Source organism: Segatella hominis (assembly GCF_019249725.2).
Lineage (GTDB): Bacteria > Bacteroidota > Bacteroidia > Bacteroidales > Bacteroidaceae > Prevotella.
Genome location: NZ_CP137560.1, coordinates 42,200 through 64,178, shown reverse-complemented (window position 1 = coordinate 64,178; position 21,979 = coordinate 42,200). Strand labels below are relative to the sequence as shown.

At 37.1% G+C, this 21,979-nt stretch carries 16 protein-coding genes; 10 read left to right on the top strand and 6 right to left on the bottom strand.

The window, feature by feature from the left end:
• Positions 1 to 6 precede the first annotated feature (6 nt).
• Positions 7 to 1,806: a DUF262 domain-containing protein gene (locus KUA50_RS15715; protein ID WP_218458071.1), complete on the bottom strand. Its 1,800-nt coding sequence runs from the start codon at positions 1,804 to 1,806 to the stop codon at positions 7 to 9.
• A 51-nt stretch (positions 1,807 to 1,857) separates the two neighbouring features.
• On the bottom strand, positions 1,858 to 2,430 hold the full coding sequence (locus KUA50_RS15710; RefSeq protein ID WP_218458069.1) for a hypothetical protein: 573 nt from the start codon (positions 2,428 to 2,430) through the stop codon (positions 1,858 to 1,860).
• A gap of 162 nt (positions 2,431 to 2,592) precedes the next feature.
• Here KUA50_RS15710 and KUA50_RS15705 point away from each other — a divergent pair, with 162 nt between their 5' ends.
• The 6 genes from KUA50_RS15705 to KUA50_RS15680 all read left to right on the top strand — a co-directional run bounded on the left by KUA50_RS15705 (position 2,593) and on the right by KUA50_RS15680 (position 11,137).
• Positions 2,593 to 4,032: a transposase gene (locus tag KUA50_RS15705; protein WP_413777421.1), complete on the top strand. Its 1,440-nt coding sequence runs from the start codon at positions 2,593 to 2,595 to the stop codon at positions 4,030 to 4,032.
• Between the two features lie 27 nt (positions 4,033 to 4,059).
• Positions 4,060 to 4,671 (top strand): DUF559 domain-containing protein, encoded by a 612-nt coding sequence (locus KUA50_RS15700; RefSeq protein ID WP_256624346.1) that lies wholly within the window; start codon positions 4,060 to 4,062, stop codon positions 4,669 to 4,671.
• A gap of 22 nt (positions 4,672 to 4,693) precedes the next feature.
• Entirely contained in the window at positions 4,694 to 4,906 is a 213-nt protein-coding gene (locus tag KUA50_RS15695; protein WP_218457829.1) for a hypothetical protein, read from the top strand.
• A gap of 6 nt (positions 4,907 to 4,912) precedes the next feature.
• Entirely contained in the window at positions 4,913 to 5,341 is a 429-nt protein-coding gene (locus tag KUA50_RS15690) for a SprT-like domain-containing protein (RefSeq protein WP_218457830.1), read from the top strand.
• Between the two features lie 97 nt (positions 5,342 to 5,438).
• Positions 5,439 to 6,956, top strand: a complete 1,518-nt coding sequence (gene dnaB, locus KUA50_RS15685) for a replicative DNA helicase (protein ID WP_218457831.1) — start codon at positions 5,439 to 5,441, stop codon at positions 6,954 to 6,956.
• A 227-nt stretch (positions 6,957 to 7,183) separates the two neighbouring features.
• Positions 7,184 to 11,137 (top strand): helix-turn-helix domain-containing protein, encoded by a 3,954-nt coding sequence (locus KUA50_RS15680; RefSeq protein WP_218457832.1) that lies wholly within the window; start codon positions 7,184 to 7,186, stop codon positions 11,135 to 11,137.
• A 101-nt stretch (positions 11,138 to 11,238) separates the two neighbouring features.
• Here the strand turns inward: KUA50_RS15680 and KUA50_RS15675 are convergent, their stop codons facing one another.
• From KUA50_RS15675 to KUA50_RS15665, 3 genes are all read right to left on the bottom strand, one after another.
• The gene (locus tag KUA50_RS15675) at positions 11,239 to 11,577 is read right to left on the bottom strand and encodes a hypothetical protein (protein ID WP_218457833.1); all 339 of its coding nucleotides are present in this window, start codon (positions 11,575 to 11,577) and stop codon (positions 11,239 to 11,241) included.
• Positions 11,578 to 12,916: 1,339 nt separating this feature from the next.
• Positions 12,917 to 13,168 carry a hypothetical protein gene (locus KUA50_RS15670; RefSeq protein ID WP_218457834.1) on the bottom strand — a complete coding sequence of 84 codons (252 nt, stop codon included), beginning with the start codon at positions 13,166 to 13,168 and terminating at the stop codon, positions 12,917 to 12,919.
• Between the two features lie 975 nt (positions 13,169 to 14,143).
• Positions 14,144 to 15,379 (bottom strand): RepB family plasmid replication initiator protein, encoded by a 1,236-nt coding sequence (locus tag KUA50_RS15665; protein WP_218457835.1) that lies wholly within the window; start codon positions 15,377 to 15,379, stop codon positions 14,144 to 14,146.
• Between the two features lie 2,626 nt (positions 15,380 to 18,005).
• Here KUA50_RS15665 and KUA50_RS15660 point away from each other — a divergent pair.
• From KUA50_RS15660 to KUA50_RS15650, 3 genes are all read left to right on the top strand, one after another.
• On the top strand, positions 18,006 to 18,692 hold the full coding sequence (locus KUA50_RS15660) for a ParA family protein (protein WP_218457836.1): 687 nt from the start codon (positions 18,006 to 18,008) through the stop codon (positions 18,690 to 18,692).
• A gap of 5 nt (positions 18,693 to 18,697) precedes the next feature.
• A complete protein-coding gene (locus KUA50_RS15655; RefSeq protein ID WP_218457837.1) occupies positions 18,698 to 19,216 on the top strand; it encodes a hypothetical protein in 519 nt (172 codons plus the stop codon).
• A gap of 167 nt (positions 19,217 to 19,383) precedes the next feature.
• A complete protein-coding gene (locus KUA50_RS15650) occupies positions 19,384 to 19,722 on the top strand; it encodes a cupin domain-containing protein (RefSeq protein ID WP_218457838.1) in 339 nt (112 codons plus the stop codon).
• An 83-nt stretch (positions 19,723 to 19,805) separates the two neighbouring features.
• On the opposite strand, the gene ftsZ is transcribed toward KUA50_RS15650, so the two are convergent.
• Entirely contained in the window at positions 19,806 to 21,173 is a 1,368-nt protein-coding gene (ftsZ, locus tag KUA50_RS15645; RefSeq protein ID WP_218457839.1) for a cell division protein FtsZ, read from the bottom strand.
• Between the two features lie 140 nt (positions 21,174 to 21,313).
• Here ftsZ and KUA50_RS15640 point away from each other — a divergent pair, with 140 nt between their 5' ends.
• Positions 21,314 to 21,910 (top strand): hypothetical protein, encoded by a 597-nt coding sequence (locus KUA50_RS15640; protein WP_218457840.1) that lies wholly within the window; start codon positions 21,314 to 21,316, stop codon positions 21,908 to 21,910.
• Positions 21,911 to 21,979: the final 69 nt, after the last annotated feature.

Sequence of the window (21,979 nt, the reverse complement as noted above, 5' to 3'; positions counted from 1 at the left end):
TTTTGTTTAATTTAATAAAGGTTCAACTTCATGTATTCGCTTGGCTATATCTAAAATAGCATCCTTCTGATTTTCGCAGATTGCATTTTGGTCAAATTTCTCAAAGCGACCAAATGAGAATACTGTATGTAAAAGATGACGACTGGCAAACATATCATCCTTATTCAATTCAAAATAACTCTTTCTTTTATCTTCTGGCATCTTATTACCAAAAGAAGAATTGTTGTTTTTATAAAGGAGCAACAAATTTCCTAAGCTATGTTCTGATATGCTATCTACTTGTACATTTTCATATTGACCAAATTCAGCTTGATAAGTATTCCAAGCATTTTCTATAGAAGCCCTTGATATAAATGTGTCCATCTGATAAGATTTCTCAATACTTGAAGTTTGAATAAATTCTCCCTTTTTTGTTATTTTAAGTCCCTCAAACTCAGGATGCAATTTACCATCACCACCTAGAATTTCATTATTCTCAACATGTAAAACCTTGGATTTGGGATATACATGTTCCAGAGAACGGTTACTCCAAATAGAAAAATCGAATTTTCTATCTAATTCCGAATCCCTTTCAACATTACGAACTAACAGATAACGGTAGGCCAACTCGCTTCCTGTATGATAAAGGTTGCCATCAGTAATTGCCTTTAAATATTTACCAACATAATCCTGGTCTAAATCATTCTTAGAAATCATAGTATATGTAAATCCAAGCAAAAGCAAATTATATAACGTATGCAAGTCTTTAACTTCAACATCAGGCACTGTCGATGAAGCAAACTGATTCTTTATAAACTTTATCTTATCTTCAGGTCGATCTATAAAGCGCATGATGATTCCAAATTGATTATATTGAACAGCATCTGTATAAGCTATTTCGAAACGATGTTGGCAATCTCGTAACTGTCCGAACAAGTTTTTGGCAGCTTTGGCTACATTTTTAGTTGAATCAAGATAGTTTTCATAAGCACGGAAGAGATTGTCAGACTCATTTTTAACATCAAAGACAGTTTTCAACAGCCAACCCATTGGATTACTGCAGTTATACATTTGCTGTACTTCTTTCTGATTCCACCAATGAAGCCATCTATCCCATTCATGGGCGTAACGGCTTCGTAAAGAAATATTGTCCCATTCACTTGCCATCTTATTTGTATAACCACCAGTACCCAATGAAGCACGACGGAGCAAATCAGCTTTAATTAATTCATAATCAGCCATATTTGCCTTATTACCATTCATCATAGTAAATGTAGATACAGCCAATTTTTCTTGAATAGGAATTATTAAGAAGAAAATATGGTCATACAAATACTCTATAACATCATGATGCTTGTCATTAAAAAGTTCATGACTTTTTATTAATCTAACCGTCTTCTTGAAAAAAAACACATCTTGAGTTGGTTCCTTCTGATTTTCATCACAATTAGTATCTGCGGAAAATTCATCGAGCCATTTTTGAGGTGACTCACTAACCTCTAATTCTGCACCTCTAGTACTTTCATATTTAATGTTAAAAGCACTATCACCTAAAGTTTTAAGTAACAGATAAAAGAATGTACTTCTTTGCTGTCCATCAATGACATTATACACAGGGCTATCAAGGGAATTTCCTATGGTTATTCCTTGAACAAAAATATCTTTTTTATTGTTATCAAAACCTTTTTTAAGAGTGTCAAGCATATAAGTAACAGAATCCCTGCTACCATCATGTTTCTTACCCCAAATATATCCACGTTGATAACATGGAATCTCTATGGTGCGATTTCTAATGTATTCACCTAAATTTATTTTATTACTACTCATGATAATAGTTTTTTATACTTTATAGTTCCCAACTTTGAAAATATACAGATTTTAAAGATCATCCATTATTTTCTTGCGAGTCTCAGAAACATTCGCATTATCAATGTATTTTAAGATTATAGAAGCTTCATCATAATCTTTCTTGCCCATTGTCAGCTGTATTCTACCATTTTCTGTCGTAAACTCAGAAAGATAATGGCATTCATCATTTAATAGTGCATAGAACTTCAAAAAGTCTGAAGTAGGTTCTTGGTTTGAAAAGCTTTCTGTTACGTTTGGTATTCCATACTTCTCAGTAAGGAGATTCTTAAACGTATTATAATCACTTATAATACTAGACCATGATTTCTGACCAGGCAATAATACAACTACCATATTTACTTGATCCTTATCTGAAAAACGAACGACACTTATGATACAATTTTTGGTAGCAGCGAACTCACCTTGAAGAAGAGCAATACCTTCTTGTTGTCCTAGATAAGTATACCCTTTACTTTTGAGTTTATCAACGAAACTATTCAGGGAACCTTCCATTGGTATCCCTTTGAATTTCATGTGCTCAGACTGTGCAGAACAAATGCCAACTGCAAAGAAAAGCAGCAAAGATGTCAATAAATGCTTCATACTAAAATGTTTTAGTTCATATTTTACTAAAGTTTCGCAAGTGAAAATTCACAAGCGTGATTTAACGTAATTTTGGAATAAAAAAGGCTCTGAAGTTTGTATAACTCACAGAAAATGAGTATCTTTATAATCGCTAAACAATAAAGATAAAACTTCAAAGCCGTGAGCAAATATACAAAAATTATTTCAGATCTGCGAAGCTTTTTCGCAAAAAATGACGATAATCGTGCAATTAAGTGCATTATGGGTGTGATGGAACATATAAATATACGCTCCAGCCAGATTGGAGTAGAGAAGAAAGAGAACTGCAAGTTCACCACTTTGCAGGTACTCAACCTCCTCATGCTCTTCCCGTTCTTCGTAGTCAAGAATGCGAGTCGATACTCCAACTCGTCCTTGAGTAAATTGTTCAATTGTGATAAAGACATGTTCTATCGTTTTATGAATGATGGCAACGTCAAGTGGCGCAAGTTACTATATGCAATGAATCTTCAGCTGATAAAGAAGATATCAAGCAGCACAACTGTTCATCATGACAAGCCGGTTTGTTTGATTATTGATGATACTGATGCACCTAAGACTGGTATGACGACCGAACTCATAGGAAGAATCTGGTCTCATGTTCATCAAAAGAGCATCCTTGGTTATAAGTGTCTGACCATGATGTTGTCCGATGGCGTTAGCCAGCTCTTTCTCGATTTTTCTCTTCATGGTGAGGAGGGAAAGGACAAGCAAAAGGTTCAGGGACTTACTGCTAAGCAACGCAAAGCTCGCTATACCGAGGACCACGAAGGGCAAGCGGTAAAAGATCGTGTGGATGAATATCTGATGAAGAAGACAGACAAGGCCATAGATATGGTCAAGTATGCCATCAAGCGAGGTGTTCGCTTTGATTACTTGCTCGTAGATAGCTGGTTTACAAACACTAAGCTTGTGCGTTTCATTTCCAGCAGACATATCAAGTGTCACCTGTTGGGCATGATTAAACTGGGCAAAACCAACTATGCAACGAAGCATGGCAAGATGAATGCCAAGCAAATCATCAAGCACCTGCAAAAGGAGAAGGCATGCAAACACAACAAAATACTTCGCTGTACCTATTGTACAATGGACGTTAAGTTGGATGGTGTGCCAGTCCGTTTGTTCTTTTGCAAACGAGGACGCAAGGGAAACTGGAATGGGTTGTTGACCACAGACCTTTCTCTTAGCTTCCTTGAAGCGTATCGTATTTATGCCAGACGATGGGCTACCGAAGTTGCATACAAGGATTGCAAGACCTTGCTGAACTTTGGTAAATGCCAGTCTGTACATTTTGCCGCTCAAATTGCTAGCTTCACTTTGACAATGATGCAGTATAACATCTTGTGTACAGTGAAGAGATTTGAAGCGTATGAAACCATCGGTGGTCTCTTTACAGAGGTTACCAATGACACTCTCGAGTTGTCCGTAACGGACAAGATATGGGCTATCATTTTGGACTTCGTTCTGGAAGCAGCAGAGCGTTACTCTATAGATGCTACAGAGTTGCTGGCAGATTTCATCGAAAGTAATCCTGTTGCCCATACGCTACGTAATATGTATATTTATAAACAAGCAAGTTGATATTTATTCACTTGCGAAACTTCAGTTATGAATGATAAACTTCAAAAAAATCCGAAAGGTACATACATCAGAGAAACCAGAGAGATGGCAGAAAATGCCGCAAAGAAGAATCCGGAATGCAATTTCATTGGACTGGATGAATATTTACCTACCCTGTATCCCGGTAAAACCTGGATTCACGATAAACCATTCGGAAAACGCAGCGGAAAGAGCTACCGAATCCGTCCGGACTACCTATGTGAAGAAGAAAAGATCATCATAGAGTTTGACGGACTCCAGCACTATACAAATCCAGCGAACATCAGAAAAGACCGTAAGAACCAGGCCATCTATGAAGGCGAAGGGTTCAAGGTGATACGTATCCCCTACTTCATCAATCTCACTAAAGAGGTCATTAAAGAGATGTTCGGCATTACAGTAATAGATGAAAAGTTTGATCCTGCAGTACCATCCATGTCTGCTAAATGGTCCAATACACCTGCTTACTGCTGCTATCAGGGAATCATGCGTATGGCCGAGGAATTCAAACGCTATCCTCAGCAATATAAAGTGAACATTGACCAACTGGAAGCTGACAATGATGAAGAGCTATCAGGGGCAGAGCTTTTAAAAGCTGCTATGAAAGGAAAACTGTTTTAGAAACCAAAAAATAGAAGAACAGATGAGAACATTTTTTCCAATGTCAGACGGTTCATACGGAGAATGGGAGATGACACCGTTGAATATACTTGCAATGATAATTGTAACTCCAATCAGCATGTTTATTGGTGCGTATATATTCTTCGTACCTATTTTAGGAGTAAGTAATGAAGACTTTTTCGAACTGTGCAGCATACTTTGGAAGCTGCTGGTTGACTTTATTGCAATTTTCTAAAAAAATATGGAAGAAAGAATAACGCCTAATGCAAATATATTGGAGAATCTCTTCAATCTATACAATATGCAATTGTTTGATTTCTCACTTGAGACTCCAACATTCATAATCAACAACTCCAAGACAATAATTGGTAACTTCAGATATGAGTATATAGGGCAGAATGACAATTCCATTGTCATAGAAATCAGCGGGAGATACAGATACACCATGTATCAGCTGCTCAGTATCTTGATACATGAAATGCTTCATTACTACTTGTCAGCAGTCTATCATTTAAATACAGCCAACCATGATAAGATTTTCATGGATATGGCTGACAAACTTAATGAGAGCAATGATTTCCATATTACGCCTACTATAGATCTGACTGACTACGAAAGAATAAAAAGTAAATCTTCAATGAATAAACTGTGCGATTGGCTGTTTGGTTAAAGTAAGAAAACACTTCCTACAATACAAAAACTTTTAGTAACTTTGCACTTGCTTATTAAAGTAATAAACAAAGAGTAAATAAGAAAGCGAAGTCATTATGACAGATAATAGACAAAGAAATAATGGAAAAAAAGGAGCTTCCCCGATTGATCCTAATTTCGCACATGTTCAGCCGCAGGCTGTAGAAATCGAGAGGGTGGTGCTCGGTGCTTTGATGGTTGACTCTGATGCCTTTTCTGTGGTATCGGAGCTGCTCAAACCCGAAACTTTCTACGAACCTCGCCATCAGAAGATATACGAGGCTATCCGTAATATGAACATGGACGAACGTCCTGTGGATATTATGACGCTGAATGATGAACTCTCCAAGATGGGCGAAATTGACAAAGTGGGTGGTGTGGACTATCTGATGGAGATTTCTTCACAGGTGGCTTCTGCTGCCCATGTGGAATCTCATGCCCGTATCCTGGCGGAGAAATATATGCAGCGACAGCTGATTCATTTTGCTGGTGACATAGAAACGAAAGCCTATGACAGCAGTGTGGATGTGGATGAACTGATGCAGCAGGCGGAAGGATCCTTGTTCCAGATTTCTCAGAACAACATGAAGCAAGACTTTACGCAGGTGGCTCCTGTGGTAAAGAATGCTGTGGAAATTCTGCAGCGAGCTGCCAGCAACAAGGGTGGTCTTACCGGTATTCCTACCGGTTATGTTGGAATGGATGAGATCACTTCCGGATGGCAGGCTTCCGATCTGGTGATTATCGCAGGACGTCCTGCCATGGGTAAAACTTCCTTTGCACTAAGTATTGCCAAGAATGTGGCTGTAGACTATGGGGTTCCTATCGGCTTCTTCTCTCTTGAAATGAACAACGTCCAGCTGGTCAACCGTCTTATCAGTAATGTATGTGAGGTCTCTGGACGTAAGATTCTGAATGGTCAGCTGGACCCTTCTGACTGGGAACGACTGGACAAGAGAATCGGCAGATTGACCGATGCTCCTATCTATGTGGACGATACACCGGGCCTCTCTGTGTTTGAATTGAGAACCAAGGCCCGCCGACTGGTGCGCGAAAAAGGTGTCAAGATTATCATGATCGACTACCTGCAGCTGATGAATGCCAACGGTATGAAATTCGGCAGCCGCCAGGAGGAGGTCTCTACCATTTCCCGTTCTCTCAAGGGACTTGCCAAAGAACTGGATATTCCTGTCTTGGCTTTGTCTCAGTTGAGCCGTAACGTAGAAAACCGTGAGGGACTTGAAGGAAAACGCCCACAGCTGAGTGACCTCCGTGAGTCTGGAGCCATCGAGCAGGATGCCGATATGGTACTCTTCGTACACCGCCCGGAGTATTATCACATCTATCAGGATGAAAAGGGAAACGACCTTCATGGTATGGCACAGATCATTATCGCCAAGCACCGTAAGGGTTCTACGGGTGACGTGTTGCTCAACTTCCGTGGCGAGTTTACCCGTTTCCAGGATCCTACTGAGGCAGCAACTTCATCACCGGCAGCAGCTGATGGCGGTGGGGAAATCATTGGTTCACGTATGAATGGAGGAAATCAGGTTCCACCACCTCCTATCGGATCTGATGGCTCTTTGCCGTTCTAAAGTACACAAGAAATACGTAAAATCATAAACATGAAAGGAAGTAGAAGGAAAACTATCTTTATTATCCTCCTACTTCCTTTTTCTGTCCACTCATACCGTCGCCATTGGAACTATATAACATATTACAATAGAAGAAAAATGATTTTTTCGCTCATTTTTAATACATATCAGATTTTTTTTAGTAATTTAGCGCAGTAATTGAAAACGAATTAAAATTATTATATAAAATGGATAATTATAAATACATCAAAGCAAAAGTCTTGCGCTCCGATGAAGAGGAGCACAAGTTTATCATCGAATGGGAAGGTAAAATTTATAAGATAGCCCAACTTGCATTTCAAAGGAGGCTACCCCTACCCGATTTCCTTGACTGCAAGCTGCTGACAACGTCAAGTGGCAAAATCTTTATCTCGCAAAATATCGACCTCCTCATGAGAAGCTATTACCATGAAAATGAGGAAGTGGATTTTAAAATCAAACTGACTCTTACCGACAAATACCAGTTGGAAGATCAATATGGTTTTACGGCAATGATGGACCGTGAAACTAATATCAATGCCGCTCTTACACCAAGAGTAAGATGCAGGATCATGAAGTTCAGACAAAACTATATGGAGGTAAAACTCGTTGAAGTGCTGGGAGCTGAGAAATCAGAATTCTCACTCTCAGAAAATGATCTGCAGGAAATATTTGAAGCCATCCACCAGAAAATTCTGCAAGAAGATACGCAGAAAAAGGAAGGAACTGATGAATCAGACACAAATTCAGAAAACGATAAAAAACAAGAAGGAACAGATATTGCCAGCTGGAATACAGAGAATTTCAGAAAACTGATGTTGGGTGATACTCCATCTGATATGTTCGATGTGGAATGTCATCGCTGGATTTCAAATATCTCCCAAAATATTTCCCAGAACCAACTTCAAGCTTTACTCCAAAACATACGCTATCATTGTCTCTGTACCCTGCAGAGTAACTTACTACTGCCCCGGTGCAAAGAAGCAGAACGCATATTATTAGAGCAAAGATTTACAGATGTTATCGAGCTGCTGTCTTATTATATCCAGGCCATCCAAATTCTTAAGGAAGGAAAAGCAGAAGATACCATCGAGCATATCCTCTCTACACTCGCTGACTGTGCCTACATCTACCAACCAAGAAAGCAATTCTGCATCATGCAGTGTATTTTCATGCTTGATGTCTCTATCATGGAAAAACAGATAGGCAAAATCCTTTCCACACTCCGTAAGCAGGAAGTATATCTCTGGACACGTACACCATTCCAGATGCAATGGCTCAAACTGCTACAAAGTTACGTGGATTTTACTTATGCGCAGACCGACAAACTTACCAGCGATCCTGCCACAAAGGAGACTATGATTCAGGTATTGGTGACTGAACTGATGCTCAGTAACCATTCTACTCATAAGATATATGATTCTCAACTCATCCAGGCACTCCTGTACCGACTGGTATCTCTGATGAACGTGAGCGATCCTAACAAAACACTGCAAAAAGCATTCCGATCACTTTTCACGGCAACAGAATTTGATGCTACCCTACCCTTCAATTGTGATGATGCATTCATCATCGCCAATATGCTCTGCTCGCAGGAAAACAATGAACCGGTAGAAAATTTCGAATCCGCTAAGTTCGAAGGAGAACAGACCATTCTCACTGTCAATGAACAAACCATTGCCATACAACCGAAGAATCTCAACAAAGAGAATCTCTATCTGCCTTTCCCTTCAAGAATGGGATTGTGGCACGGACTCAGCATTCATCTGGACGAGAAACCGCCAGTAAACCTGAGAGGAAAAGTGGGTACTACCATCGAGCACTACAAGCAACTATGGATGTATATCAACCAATCACTCTTTTCCAATAAGCGAAAATCCGGCAGTAATAAGAGAAGAAAACTCGATATAGACGACGAAACAAGCATCATTATAACTAAGCAATTAGCCGGACAGCTCATGTTCGAATGCCAAGTTATTGAGGAGGGATATGAATGCACAGGCACTCTGAATGTACTGGAAGATGTGGTACCATACTATCCCGGCGAAGTAAGCATTAAATCCTTCCAATATCTCGACAAGCCACTCGTGCTCAGAGCCTATGTAAAAGACATAAATCCAGATGGAACATACGTGTTTGCCTTGAGCGAAATGATTGAAGATTATGAAGAAGAGGTGCGCGTGAATGATATTTTCTATAACTCCAGACTCACCTGCCTGCTCAATAATCGTGGAGCCGATATCGGGCGAGTACCAGCCATCAGCAGTGAAGGTCTGTCCGTTTCTGTCTCTCCTGCGCAGGACATGACTGTAGAGGAATTGAGAAAGGGAATGATCGTAGAAGTGGAAAATATCTCGAAAGGCACAAATGGCTATTTGAACGCCACCTATGTGCGTGAGGCTCCTGAAAGCCGATTTAATGCAGCAGAAGCCTTTCACCAGCTGATGCTGGGGTATAGCAAAAAAGAAATATACAACCCGCTGGCAGAAAAAGATGAATGGGCAGCATCCCACCCGCTTGAGCCCGTCTATGTGAGTGAATTAATGTGCATCATTGAAGCCAAAGCTACCCTGGAAGAAGACAATCTCAAGGCATACAATTATCTGAATTTCTGCCGGCTGATGGCCATTATCCTGGAAAACAAAGAGCGGATCAGCTACTATGACAGCCGATTGGCCCTCTTGGAGATTCTCAACGATTTTGCCGTATTAGACAAAGTGGATACAAGCAAAATACAGCATATCGCTGATACAGACCCGGAACTCTTCGATAGAAATGCCATCCTGCGACACGATTTCATGCAACTGCGCATCATCGGCTGTCTCGACTGTGAAGACCATTATGAAGAACTTTACCGGTGGAGCTGTTGCAATGAAGATCCGCAACTGCAGCAACTCGCCTCGCTCGTTCTCTCTCATAATTTCGTCAAAAAGTCGGGACTATTGTCACAAGCTGTTGATATCTTGGATAAAATCAGAGCGCTTCTCAAACTCCAGAAATCGTCCTCCAATAAGAAAAACTATGGAAAGGAAGATTTCCATACCGAGTTTAAAACCTCTATCATCTATCCGGAGAATTCCATGCGGGTAGATGTTCAGGCTCAGACTAAAAAGATCATGCAGGAATTGTGTGCTTTCCTCAATGCCGATGGTGGACACCTGTATTTGGGAGTATCAGACATTGGGTATGAGATGGGATTGGAGGAGGATCTGAAGAATCAACTCTTTAAAGGATCTCGCGATAAGTATGAGGTATATGTAAATAATCAGATTGTCTATTATCTGGGGCAAACGGGTGCTCACTACATCCATACTCATTTCGATGAAGACGTGAAGAATGCAGTGCTCATCATCGATGTTGCCCCATGCCCTACCCCAATAGCAGTAGGCAACGAGTATTTTGAACGCATGGGAACATCGGCCCGAAAGGTAAACGACAACTATCGTGACAAGTTCCTTGCCATCCGCCAGCAAAGAGCCCAAGAGCTTGCGCCTCATATAGAGGATACGAAAACCGATTCCCTCATACCAGAAACTGTACCGGAAAAGGAAATCGTAAAACCTGTGGAATCTGCACCTGTAACTGATTTCATCCAGACTTCACGCATACGCAACAATGCCCTCCACGAATACGAGGAAGGTTGGAGACCATCAACGGCCGTCATCTGCCTAATGGGAACCGACGAATACAAGGTACTCGATGAAGATGACTGGCAAGACTACCGCCTGAAATTAGCTGTACATGAAGATGAAGAAGAAGGATGGCTGATTCTTGTTTACGAAAGCGGAAGGGTGTGCAAGGTATCGGTAGAAGAACTCTTGCAGCGAGAAAGAGGCAGAGTGTTTAAGCGCAATGCCGACGAAAAACTGATATTCGCATCCATCGCCACCAATGCCGACTCTGTCTGTGTAGGTTTCATAGATGGCAAGAATAATCGTTATGTACGTTTCGATGACGTAGAAAGATTCGGTCAATCCAAAATGCAGGGCGATGGTACCTTGCCAATGGACGTACCTAATTCGGGAGTACACTATGTGGAAGTGATAGCTATCAATAAAGTTCCTATCTTACGCAACATAGGAAGAAAAACAATAGGATGCATCCTCAAAACAGTAGAAGGAAAACGCTGCTTAGCAGTTTTACCGGACTGCAAAATGAAATGATATACCGTCATCCTGCTACTCTGGTCATTTTTTAAAAGAATAATCTAAAAATAAGGAAAAAAGGTGTGCCACATATTGAGTATGGTACACCTTTTTTTCCTTTAATCAGTAATCCGATAGTAATATTCTAACTTATCTCCCTTGAGGTTGTTCTCAGCGTAACAAGCTACGGCATGATAATATCTGTTATAGAGTTTAGCTAGTTCGACATTTTTTTCATACCACTGAGCAATTTTGTGATTGAGAACCATTACAAGCTCCGTAATGAAAACATAATTGTTTTTCCACTCTTCAAATGCTCGCTGAAAAGTATCCATTACGGCTTCCTTACCAAATACATCAGCAATAGAGAAATCTTGCCAAAATGTAGTGCATGGTCTGTAACCTGTCATAGCTTCAATATTCCACGTAGGAATCATGATTTGAATTTTCTCTTTCATGTTCTTTTCAATTTAAATGTTTAACATTAATATCATTCTGGATTTTTGGATTCACAGCCTTTTTAGAACTTATCTTATCTGAAATCCGAGTTTTTTTTCATTCCGGCATAACCATCATCACATAGCCTTTTTACGTGCTTTTAATATATTAGGGACAAAAGACAGAAAACCAAACAATCAGCAGAGAATCATTTTTAGAATACCTTAATCTATGATTCAGGAAGACTGCTGAAAAAGATTCTCTACTTATAAAGAATTGGTGTTTGGTATCTGTCTTCACTATTATAATTTTGCACGTTAAAAAGCCATGAGATGATAATTAGCATCTATAAAAAATGATGAGGATATAAAGATAGGAAAAACTTTAGTTCTAGACTCAACAATTCTTATAGCAAACCAAAGCCCTCTATCTACGAAACTGTTTACTTTAAACTACGAAACTATGTACCTACATCTACGAAACTATGTACCTATATCTACGAAATCATTTACCTATATCTACGAAAGTGTTTACCTTAAAACTCATAACTATCTGTATATCAATATCTTAGACAAAATGTAAATATATATAATGATGTAATCTAAATCTTTAAAAATAATTTTTATTCACTAAAGAAACAAGATAATCGTCTGATTATCAATTACTTATAGATTTTAAGGTAAATAGTTTCGTAGATAAGAATTGAAAGGATGAGTCTTTAAGTTCAAAGGCTATTGTATTCATTCTAATCATTTGCATAGATTGCAAATATAAGAAGAGCCCTTAAAACAATACGTGATAAAAACAATATATATATACGAAACTATTTACTTTGTTTTTATAAACATCTGAAATATAACGCATTACACTATTTTTTCTATGTTTTACTTTAACCATAGAGATTTTATTGTTTTTTTTAGTTACTCTGTAACTCACACTATTTCAAGCAGATACAAAAAGCAGGTAAATGATTTCGTAGATATCAAATATGCTCATTATAGAATTTTACCTTGTATTTCTTATCCGTTTACCTTAAATACTCTAAATTCCTGTAAATCAATACGTTATGTATTAGTTGTAAACAACAAGTTTACTTTAAATACTCCTAAAAACGATGTGTTTTTGCAATAAAAATATACGCTAATACCCTAATAATCAACCATTTAAACCAATTAAAGTAAACACTTTCGTAGTTTTTTCTTCTTTTTGGGATGGTAAAAATGACATAAAAGGAATTGACCAAAAGCTATTTGCCCTGATGCAATATAATTCTAATGAGAAAAATCGAGTTTGTTAAGAATCCAAATACACCTCTTTCTTGTCCGACAACAGAAACTAATTACCAAGGTAAAGATATGTCTAAGGAATGATGCTTTCATAGGTATAGCCTTGGTGTAGTGCAATGATGTATATGACGATGAGTAATGCCATACCCTGCTTCCAAAAGACTATCATTCTACCACCCAGAAGAAGTATCATAAGCTCTCCCTTTTTAACCTCATAGAGGGCTGATCCGTAAGGAATTGAACTGGCGGTATGAGCATATAACCAACCGCAGATGCAATTGGTATTGGAAACTAGACCAGAAATAGTACAAGCTATACGCACCATCTTGATTATAATGTCTTGAAGCTAAGTAACCAAACGCCCGCATTAGGTAAAAGACAATGGATTCATCTGAGTGCGGATCCACGATAAAAGACTCACAACAGAAAATACATTCTTAATCCCCTACTCTATGATGAAAGTTTCTAATTTTGTTATAACTAAAATTGCTTCATCTACGAAACTGTTTACTTTAAACTACGAAACTATGTACCTAAAACTACGAAACTGTTTACCTACATCTACGAAACTATGTACCTATATCTACGAAACCATGTACAAAGAACGAGCAAACTATCTGATTACCAAGCAATTAGAATGTCCGTAATATTAATAATCTATCTAATTCTAATTTTTAAAAGAAATTTACTTTAAGTATTTAATATTCTAAGTAGTTGATATACAACAAGTTAGCATATATATGGTAAATGATTTCGTAGATATTCGAATTTTTTTTAAAAAGATTATTATAATTGCTTTCTGTTTATTTTCTAGTCAAGCATGAAACTATTTTGCCACGGTCTATTATCTACGAAACTATGTACTTTATGTTTTGTAAATAACAGAAAATCAGATAGTTACGAGTTTAAATCATGAATATTATGAATATTTTTTATTTTTTTTGCTGGCTTTTCTTAAATAGTTAAAGTCCAAGAACTCAGGTATTTATAGATTTTTAGGTACATGGTTTCGTAGTTTTATACAAGAATATAATGAAAAGTAATCTTTGATATCTACGAATTCGTTTACCACATGAGTAGTAAGTTACTGATAATCAGACGTATAGCAATTTTTTATGTGAAATACATTTTTTTCAAAAAGCTTTGTTGAAAACTATAAATATTAAGTTAACATATTGAATATCAACAAGATAGCATTTTTGAGGTAAACAGATTCGTAGATATTTGCTTTGATTTTTGGTTTTAAAAATAAAAAATATAGCCATAGATTATCTGGTATAATCTACGGCTATATTCGTATTTAACCTGCATAAAAAGTAGGTGAGTATGAACCTACACAGTTGAAATATTGCTGAGCTACTTTTTCTACTCCCAGTTTCTTTAATAAATCAAAGTCTTCCTCTGTTGCTCTCACACAGAATCTCTGATTCTTCATGCCCAGGAATTCTATTCTTTTTAAAAGTGCTTGTTGAGCAGGATCTATTACCATCGAGAGGAATTCTTTCCATTTGTCTTCCCCACCCTGCTCTATTTTAATTTTTTGATCTTCTGATTGAGCAACATGGGCAAATAAGTCACCCATTTCAGGCTGCTTCGATTTCTTCGATGGTGTTGAGTCCCTCTTTTCCATGGTTTTTCCATTGATGTGAGCTTTACCCAGTGCAGTTCTCTTAATTTTGAATATCAGTTCTTCTGGATTTCCCCGAGATTTTCCTCTTTTGTAAACTGGAGTACAATCTGTGAATATGATATCAATTTTGTCTTCCTTGCTCAATTTTGCAAAATCTTTTTGAACAGCGTCAAGTACCTGTTTCTTAAATTGAGAGAATTTTGGGTATTGTTCTTCTTCTACAGTCCCGTCTTCTGCAATTTTAGCCATTCCCAAATATTCCTTTAATTGCATGAAAGGTATCTTTATCGTCATTTTATTGTTGATTCCCATCTGCCGCAGAAGAAAGAGATAAACTCTTGGCGTGTTCAGTCTGCTAGCATAACGAGCAATTAAGGCCATATGGTGAATAAAACCCTGGCTCATGTCAAATGCGTATTTTGCCACAACTGGGTCAATCTTCAATTCTACTTCACCTTTAGACCTGTCATAGGAAACGCCATCTTTTGTGTATCCATTGGTTACGATGTCCTCAGTGATGTTTGAAAAGACGTGCTGAATTACTGCTTTTCCGTCAATCTTTATTCTTACACTGAAGTCCAATAGATCTTTCAATGTTTTACGTGCATCTTTGTAATGGCTTGATTCTATCCCTAATTCGCTTAATTTGATCCTTATCCTAGGCACATTCATAGCCACATGTTCTTTGTCCACCTCAAACATGTAGTCTGAGCGTAAATTTCCTTTTTCTCGCTTTTCATTGAAATATCTTGTAACGTATTCCTGTAAATGCGAACTTACGCAAAATAGAACGTGTTGTTGAGCAAGGGTATATTGCTTGTCTATTTTTGTGAATGAGAATGGGGTATTTATCCAAATCTCTCCCACGCTTGAATTTTGTATTTCATTTTTTTTATTTTCTGGCATATTGTTACTCCTTTTGTTAAGTTCTCTAGTCAATACGATTCTGTCTTGCCAGATGCTTCATAGGCTGGTATATAGCCATTTAAGACCAATTATACAAACAGAATCGTGTGCTAGATAGGTTTAAAATTAAATCGCTTACAAAGATACATGTTTTTTTTGTAAATCCAAAAGGTGCAATTAAAAACTTATGTTTTTATTTTGATTTTTTCATTTTTCCTCTTAAAATTTCATTTTCTTATGAAAAAATGTTTTTTAAATTAATACGTTAATATGTTAAAGCGTCAACAAGTAAATGTGTAAATGTGTTCATTGCTGTTTGTTATGTATGTTCTTTGATCTGAGGAATCCTGAATTCTGTTTTTTTTCTTCCGATGATTTATAAGTTTATGTATCAACAAGTAAACGCGTTAATATGTCTATAAGTTTATTGATTACGGTTGTATCATCTGGCTTTATGAGACGATCTACCTCCTACTCCATATGAAACTTAGTATGTTCTGCATTATTTTATCATGATACTTCGTCTTTTTTGTTCATAGTATTAGGTTTTGCTTACTTGAATCTTCGTTTATTTTCATGAGTTATTTTATTAATGTATTTATACGTTAATAAGTTAACAGGTAAACAAGTAAACACGTATGTGCGTAAATACGTAAGCGTATAAATGCTTTATTGTGCTTTTTGTTATGAAGCTTCTGAGAGTTTAATTTTATTTTTAATGATTCTAGAATTTAGGTTTGATAATAAAAATGCTTTTTAAAAAGAATAGATTACTGCTCTAATTGTAATATCAACGTAAAAAAATGCTGTTCTTGTGCTTTTATTTGCGTTCTGTGCTCTTTTTATTGTTTTGAGGTGGATTTGTACCATTCTTCTTCAAAGTCTCCCTTAAGGCAAAAAAATTATGTGTTGTGTCTTTTAGATGGTTATTTTTGCTTTTTTTATTAGTGGTGATCTTTCTTTTTGCTTTTTCGTCATTCATCTATGACCTGTAACAGTTATCTGTTTATAGATTTATATATCTATACGTTTATACGTAAATACGTCAATTGTATTTTTTTTCATTTATTTGCTCATTATCTTGGTTTTTATCTCTTTTTTCTGGCTTTTAAACATTTACACGTTGATACATAAATGTGTCTATTGCTTATAGATGTCTGTTTCTTAATGATTTATCGGAATTTATCTCTAAATTGTTAACACATTTACACGTCAATATATAAATCCATATATGTTTTACTTTTAATGTGATATTTATATGTAGATGTGTAAATGTGTTTATAAGTAAATGCTCCCCCACTACCTTTTGTGGTGATTTTGTTTAACTGGTATATAACTTTTGGGTTTATCTTAAATTTGCGTTTTTTTTGTTGGCTTCATAGTTTGCTTTGATTCGCTCAAAGAGAATGTTAGGCATTAATAAGTTTACCAATAAAAATGGTTTTAGTTAAGTATATATGATAATATGTATACGTGTTATAACATTAATAAATAAATACGTCCATGTATATATAAATCAACGTGTAAATACGTTTGTGCTTTTTTTATATGATTTCTTGCAGCAACTTGAATTTATAGTAGATCAATCTCAATCTCAATTCACCTGCCTTAATCTGTAAGTCTATACTTTTTTACGAGTCTATGTATCGATGTCATCAAAGCGTTAATATATTAATTAATATACGTATCAACTTATGGATGTGTAAACATGTATATCCGTCAATTTAGTAATAAGTAAACGTGTGTTATTTATCTTCTTTTGTATAAATTCTGAAATTGTCTTGAGAATCATTTCTTTTTCTGAGCGTTTTGTCTATTTGTTTTTTTTTGAAGTAAATTGCTTAAAATGTTGATAAGTAAACATGTAAATATGTATATAGCTATATGCGTTAACCTGATTTGTGCTTCTGGTCTTGTGTTTAATTATGTCGTTTTTTCCGGAATGATTTTTTTTCTTTGATTAGTTCCGAATTATAAGTATGCTAATAAGCGCCAGAGGATAATGGTATACCTTTATATTCTTAGAACTACTTTATCCGTTGTTGTAAGCTGTTGTTTTTTCTATTCTACGTGCTTATTGTATACTGTATCACGAATTACAGGTAAGGATAAAGGTCTCGTTATTTTTGTGGTCGATGATAATGCATAACTTTTTGCTGTATAATCTGTGGTTCCTAAATTCTAGGGTAGGGGAGTGTTCTGTGAAGATCTGGGTAAATACATTTACGGATAGATATATTTATAAATAAATACATATACGGATAAATACGTTAATGTATCTATTATTTCTATTTAAAATCAATGCTTTTTGAAATAAATTCTCTAGATAAACATGTAAAAACGTCAATACGTTAACGTGTAATATTTGTAATTTGAATGTTTTCTTCTGATTGTGAAATGTGTTGAAATACAGATGAATAACACTATTTTGCTTAAAAAATGGCGTTTAAAAATAAATGTATAAACAAGTAAACGCATAAATGTATCGATATATAATGCTGTAAATGTGTCTATATATCTATGTTTTTATTAAATAAGTATAAAAATCTATCTATTTTCAGCTTTCTTTGATGTTCTTTAGATTTTTATGCTTATCTTTGTGCCATATTAAAAATGTCATACAAGTATGAAGAATCAAAATAAAATAATAGTATTCGCAAACCAAAAGGGTGGTGTGGGTAAAACTACTCTTTGTATTTTATATGCAAACTATTTACATGAGCAGGGTTATCCTCTTTGTGTTATAGATTGTGATATGCAGCAGACCATCTTTCAAACTCGTCAGTTTGATGAGAATAATCTGATGGAGGAGGATGATGTAATACCTTACTCTGTTCAGGCATTTAGTATTAAGGATCCAAAGGATGTGGCTAAAATGATTCAAAAGGCTAAAGAAATTCCTGGTACCGTATTGATTGATGCTCCTGGTAATATTGCCCAAGAGGGTTTGGTTCCAATTTTTGTTGGTGCCGATGTCATTGTAACCCCTTATCAATATGAAAAGGGATGTATTGGTTCTACTTCCACTTTTTTGAAGGTAATCAATATGCTTCAAGCCACATATGAGGATATGAATCCAGAGATTATTCTTGTTCCAAACAGAATTGATACCAGAATTGGAACTAAGGCTGAACTTTCTACCTGGTCGGCTACAGATTCTCTCTTGGCCGGTTTTGGTAAGATAGTTAAGAGTATTCGTGCCTTGGCAGATATTCAACGTTACAATACACTTCAATTGCTGCCTTCTCAGAAAAAGGCAGTTGAGCCAACTTTTAAAGCAATTAATAAAATTATCTATCCTAAATCCAAGTAAAGCTTATGATTCGTAATAAACAGATTCCTGCTGATCAGTTGATTGGTCTTTCTCCTGATTTGGAGGGCATGGTTCAGAATATGCATGGTCAAAAGACCGTAGGTAAGGAAAATAAGAATGACCAACAAGTACAAACCCCTGAGGTTGCTAAAGAAGAGCCTGTCTCTGCGCATGTTGCTGCTTCTTCTGTTAAAAAACAACCAGACGTGGAAGTAGGGGAGTCCCAATATGGTAAATATAGGAAGTCCACAAAGTTATCTGAAAGATCCATTGAAATAGGTGAAAAAGATTCAGAAATGGACATTTTCAATAAGTATGTTGATTATTATGCAGGTCAACCGGGGCGAGGAAGAGCTGTATGGCTTAATGATGAATTAGTAGATTCATTTTCCATCCTGAAGGATTATGACCCAAGATTTTCTATCCGTACGGTTCTGTGTGCAGCTCTTAGAACTTTTATTGAGAAAAATGCCAGTGAATTGGCTGAGATAAAAAATGCAATACAGAAAAAAGGATTATTCTAAAAATAGGGAGGGTATTTAATACTCTCCTTTTATTTTGATTTTGAATAAATGCGTAAACGTGTAATAGTGTAAACGTATTAATGAGTTTATATGTATATATGTCTATGTAACTTTTAACTAACTGATTATCAGTTGATTATAAATATCTTTGATTTAGAATAAAAAAAATGGCATATGTAATTAAAGATTTACAGAAAATTGTACCTGTTCCCACGACTCATCAAATAGGCCTGAAGCAAGTATTACTTGCCAATGATGAAACCGCTTCAGCAGTCACTCAGATAGCTAAAACGCAGCTTCTATCTGGGGAGGTGGTTGAGGATCATGTACATCTTACAATGGACGAACACTATCTTTGTTTTTCTGGTGAGGGTACTTTGTGGGTAGATGGTTCGGAAATACCATTTACTAAGGATACGTATGTCTTGGTTAAAGCAGGAAGTAAACATCATTTGGAAGCAATTTCTGATATTTCTTTCTTAACGATTGGCATAGCCATTGACTGATGGAATGTTTTTGATTCTGCAGTTAACTCACACCTTAAAGGTAGAGAGATAACTGCAGATATATCATTTAAGAAGGGGGGAAGCTATTTGTAGTTTTCTTCATCATATGTGATGATTTCCAAGTCTTTTGCTATTTTTATAAGACCATTTTTGATTCTCCCTTTCATAGTTAATGGTTTTGGCTTTGTTTCTGATGGTTTTTCAGAAGTTTCTTCAGAGACATTTGTTGGGTGTGAATTGTCTTTTATTGAAACCTTAGTCATTTCTTCAACAGCTTCAGCCTTAAAATCTTCATCTTTAGACTCTTTCTTAGTATTGTCCAAATGATTGTTATCTATATTTTCTTTCTGAATAGTTTTATCTTTTCGTGCTTTGAAACTGTCTCTTATTGGATGATAGAGTTTGTCTATGATTCTTTGGTAATCTTCCTCATCCTTGGATATAGTGGAGTTTTCCGGTACTTCTTCCGCTATCTCATTGTTCAGACCGGTTGCCAGGATGGTAACTTTGGCATCTTCATCCAGACTATCGTCGTCAGAAAGGCCCCAAATTACCTTAATATCCGGGTTGAGTTCATCAAAGAAAGCATCAATCTCTCGCATTTCTCTAACAAAGATAGGGTGCTTGCTGGAAGTGTAAATATTGAAGAGGATGCGCTGGGCATTGCCGATGTCGCTGCCATAGAGTAGGGGAGAATCCAAGGCATTCTTGATGGCATTCTGAACTCTGCTTTCACCACTGGCTCTGCCCATGGCCATGATAGCTCCACCACCGCTTTTGATGGTAGTCTCGATGTCACGGAAGTCAAGATTGATGGTTCCCTCTACAGTAATTAGCTCCGATATACTTTTAGTGGCATCACTCAATACCTTGTCTGCCAGTTTGAAAGCATCCTTTACGGTAATTTCTGAGTCTGCATATACATCACAAAGACGTTCGTTGTTGACGATGAGTAAAGCATCCACGTTCTTGCGCATCTCTTCCACACCTTGAAGAGCCTTTACGATTTTTTTCCTTTTTTCAAAGTAGAAAGGAATGGTGATGATGCCTACCGTTAGAATGCCCATCCCCTTGGCTATACCCGCGATAACTGGTGCAGCACCAGTTCCAGTGCCACCACCCATACCCGCCGTGACGAAAACCATCTTGGTGCCGTCATTCAAGAGCCGTTTGATGTCTTCCTGAGTATTCTGTGCCTCGCTTCTACCCACCTCTGGATTGGCACCAGCTCCCAAGCCACTCTTGCCCAGCATAATCTTTACTGGCACAGGCGACTTGGACAGCGACTGGCTATCCGTGTTGCAGACGGCAAAGCTCACATTGACAATACCCTCAGCGTACATGTTCTTGACAGCATTGCAGCCACCACCGCCAACACCAATGACCTTGATGATGTTCTTGGTGGTATCCTCAGTCTGTCCGAAATCTATGGGAGTCCATTCTTCTTTCATTGCATATCATTTTTTAATTTTTGGGCAAAGATATATAAAAGAAATTAATATTGCAAGTTTTTCTTGTCCGCAAGCCTTGCAAAAGATATTTTTTGGAATGAGTGAAATTATTTTTCCCATTCTTTTTGTATTTTTGCACCATGAAGCAAGAAGAGGCAAGAAATATGACCGCAGAGGAGAAAGCAACACAAGTGAAGTTGCTTTCCACCGATCTTTTGGCAGAGGGCAGGACAGACCTTTTGCTTAAGGCTATCAGTGTGCCTGTTCTTGAGCAACTTCGCATCGAGGCGGCAAGGGCAACGCTCAGTCCCTTGGTCATTACCAAGGACTTTCGTTTCATTTTACCTAACTATGGAAACAAGGAAGTGATGCTTAGCCCTATTCACAAGTCTCTATATATGCTTTTTTTGAATCATCCAGAAGGTATCGAGTTTAAGAACTTGATAGATTACCGTGAGGAATTGCTCGCAATATATAATGAGGTGGGAAATAGGGTAGGCCCTGACAAAATGGTGGAGACCGTGAATCGTCTGACCAATCCCCTGGACAATGCTATCAATGAGAAGTGCTCTCGAATCAAAGCAGCATTCTCTGACTTGATGGATGAATATCAAGCAGACTATTACATTATCAATAGTCACATCAAGCGTCATCAAAGCACTTCAACCAAGCTTTGGTTTGAGAGGTTGAAAATTATCAACCTCCCCAGAGAACTTGTTGTTATGGAGAAGGATTGATGAACACAGCGTTGGGTAGAGAACTCGTTATCGGCATAGCCTTTTAATGATTTTGGCAGGATTTCCTGC

What these genes read in the sequence shown, in the direction of transcription:
- KUA50_RS15715 (WP_218458071.1), bottom strand. Translation starts at nt 1,806, where the DNA reads ATGAGTAGTAATAAAATAAATTTAGGTGAATACATTAGAAATCGCACC.
- KUA50_RS15710 (WP_218458069.1), bottom strand. Translation starts at nt 2,430, where the DNA reads ATGAAGCATTTATTGACATCTTTGCTGCTTTTCTTTGCAGTTGGCATT.
- KUA50_RS15700 (WP_256624346.1), top strand. Translation starts at nt 4,060, where the DNA reads ATGAATGATAAACTTCAAAAAAATCCGAAAGGTACATACATCAGAGAA.
- KUA50_RS15695 (WP_218457829.1), top strand. Translation starts at nt 4,694, where the DNA reads ATGAGAACATTTTTTCCAATGTCAGACGGTTCATACGGAGAATGGGAG.
- KUA50_RS15690 (WP_218457830.1), top strand. Translation starts at nt 4,913, where the DNA reads ATGGAAGAAAGAATAACGCCTAATGCAAATATATTGGAGAATCTCTTC.
- dnaB (WP_218457831.1), top strand. Translation starts at nt 5,439, where the DNA reads ATGACAGATAATAGACAAAGAAATAATGGAAAAAAAGGAGCTTCCCCG.
- KUA50_RS15680 (WP_218457832.1), top strand. Translation starts at nt 7,184, where the DNA reads ATGGATAATTATAAATACATCAAAGCAAAAGTCTTGCGCTCCGATGAA.
- KUA50_RS15675 (WP_218457833.1), bottom strand. Translation starts at nt 11,577, where the DNA reads ATGAAAGAGAAAATTCAAATCATGATTCCTACGTGGAATATTGAAGCT.
- KUA50_RS15670 (WP_218457834.1), bottom strand. Translation starts at nt 13,168, where the DNA reads ATGGTGCGTATAGCTTGTACTATTTCTGGTCTAGTTTCCAATACCAAT.
- KUA50_RS15665 (WP_218457835.1), bottom strand. Translation starts at nt 15,379, where the DNA reads ATGCCAGAAAATAAAAAAAATGAAATACAAAATTCAAGCGTGGGAGAG.
- KUA50_RS15660 (WP_218457836.1), top strand. Translation starts at nt 18,006, where the DNA reads ATGAAGAATCAAAATAAAATAATAGTATTCGCAAACCAAAAGGGTGGT.
- KUA50_RS15655 (WP_218457837.1), top strand. Translation starts at nt 18,698, where the DNA reads ATGATTCGTAATAAACAGATTCCTGCTGATCAGTTGATTGGTCTTTCT.
- KUA50_RS15650 (WP_218457838.1), top strand. Translation starts at nt 19,384, where the DNA reads ATGGCATATGTAATTAAAGATTTACAGAAAATTGTACCTGTTCCCACG.
- ftsZ (WP_218457839.1), bottom strand. Translation starts at nt 21,173, where the DNA reads ATGAAAGAAGAATGGACTCCCATAGATTTCGGACAGACTGAGGATACC.
- KUA50_RS15640 (WP_218457840.1), top strand. Translation starts at nt 21,314, where the DNA reads ATGAAGCAAGAAGAGGCAAGAAATATGACCGCAGAGGAGAAAGCAACA.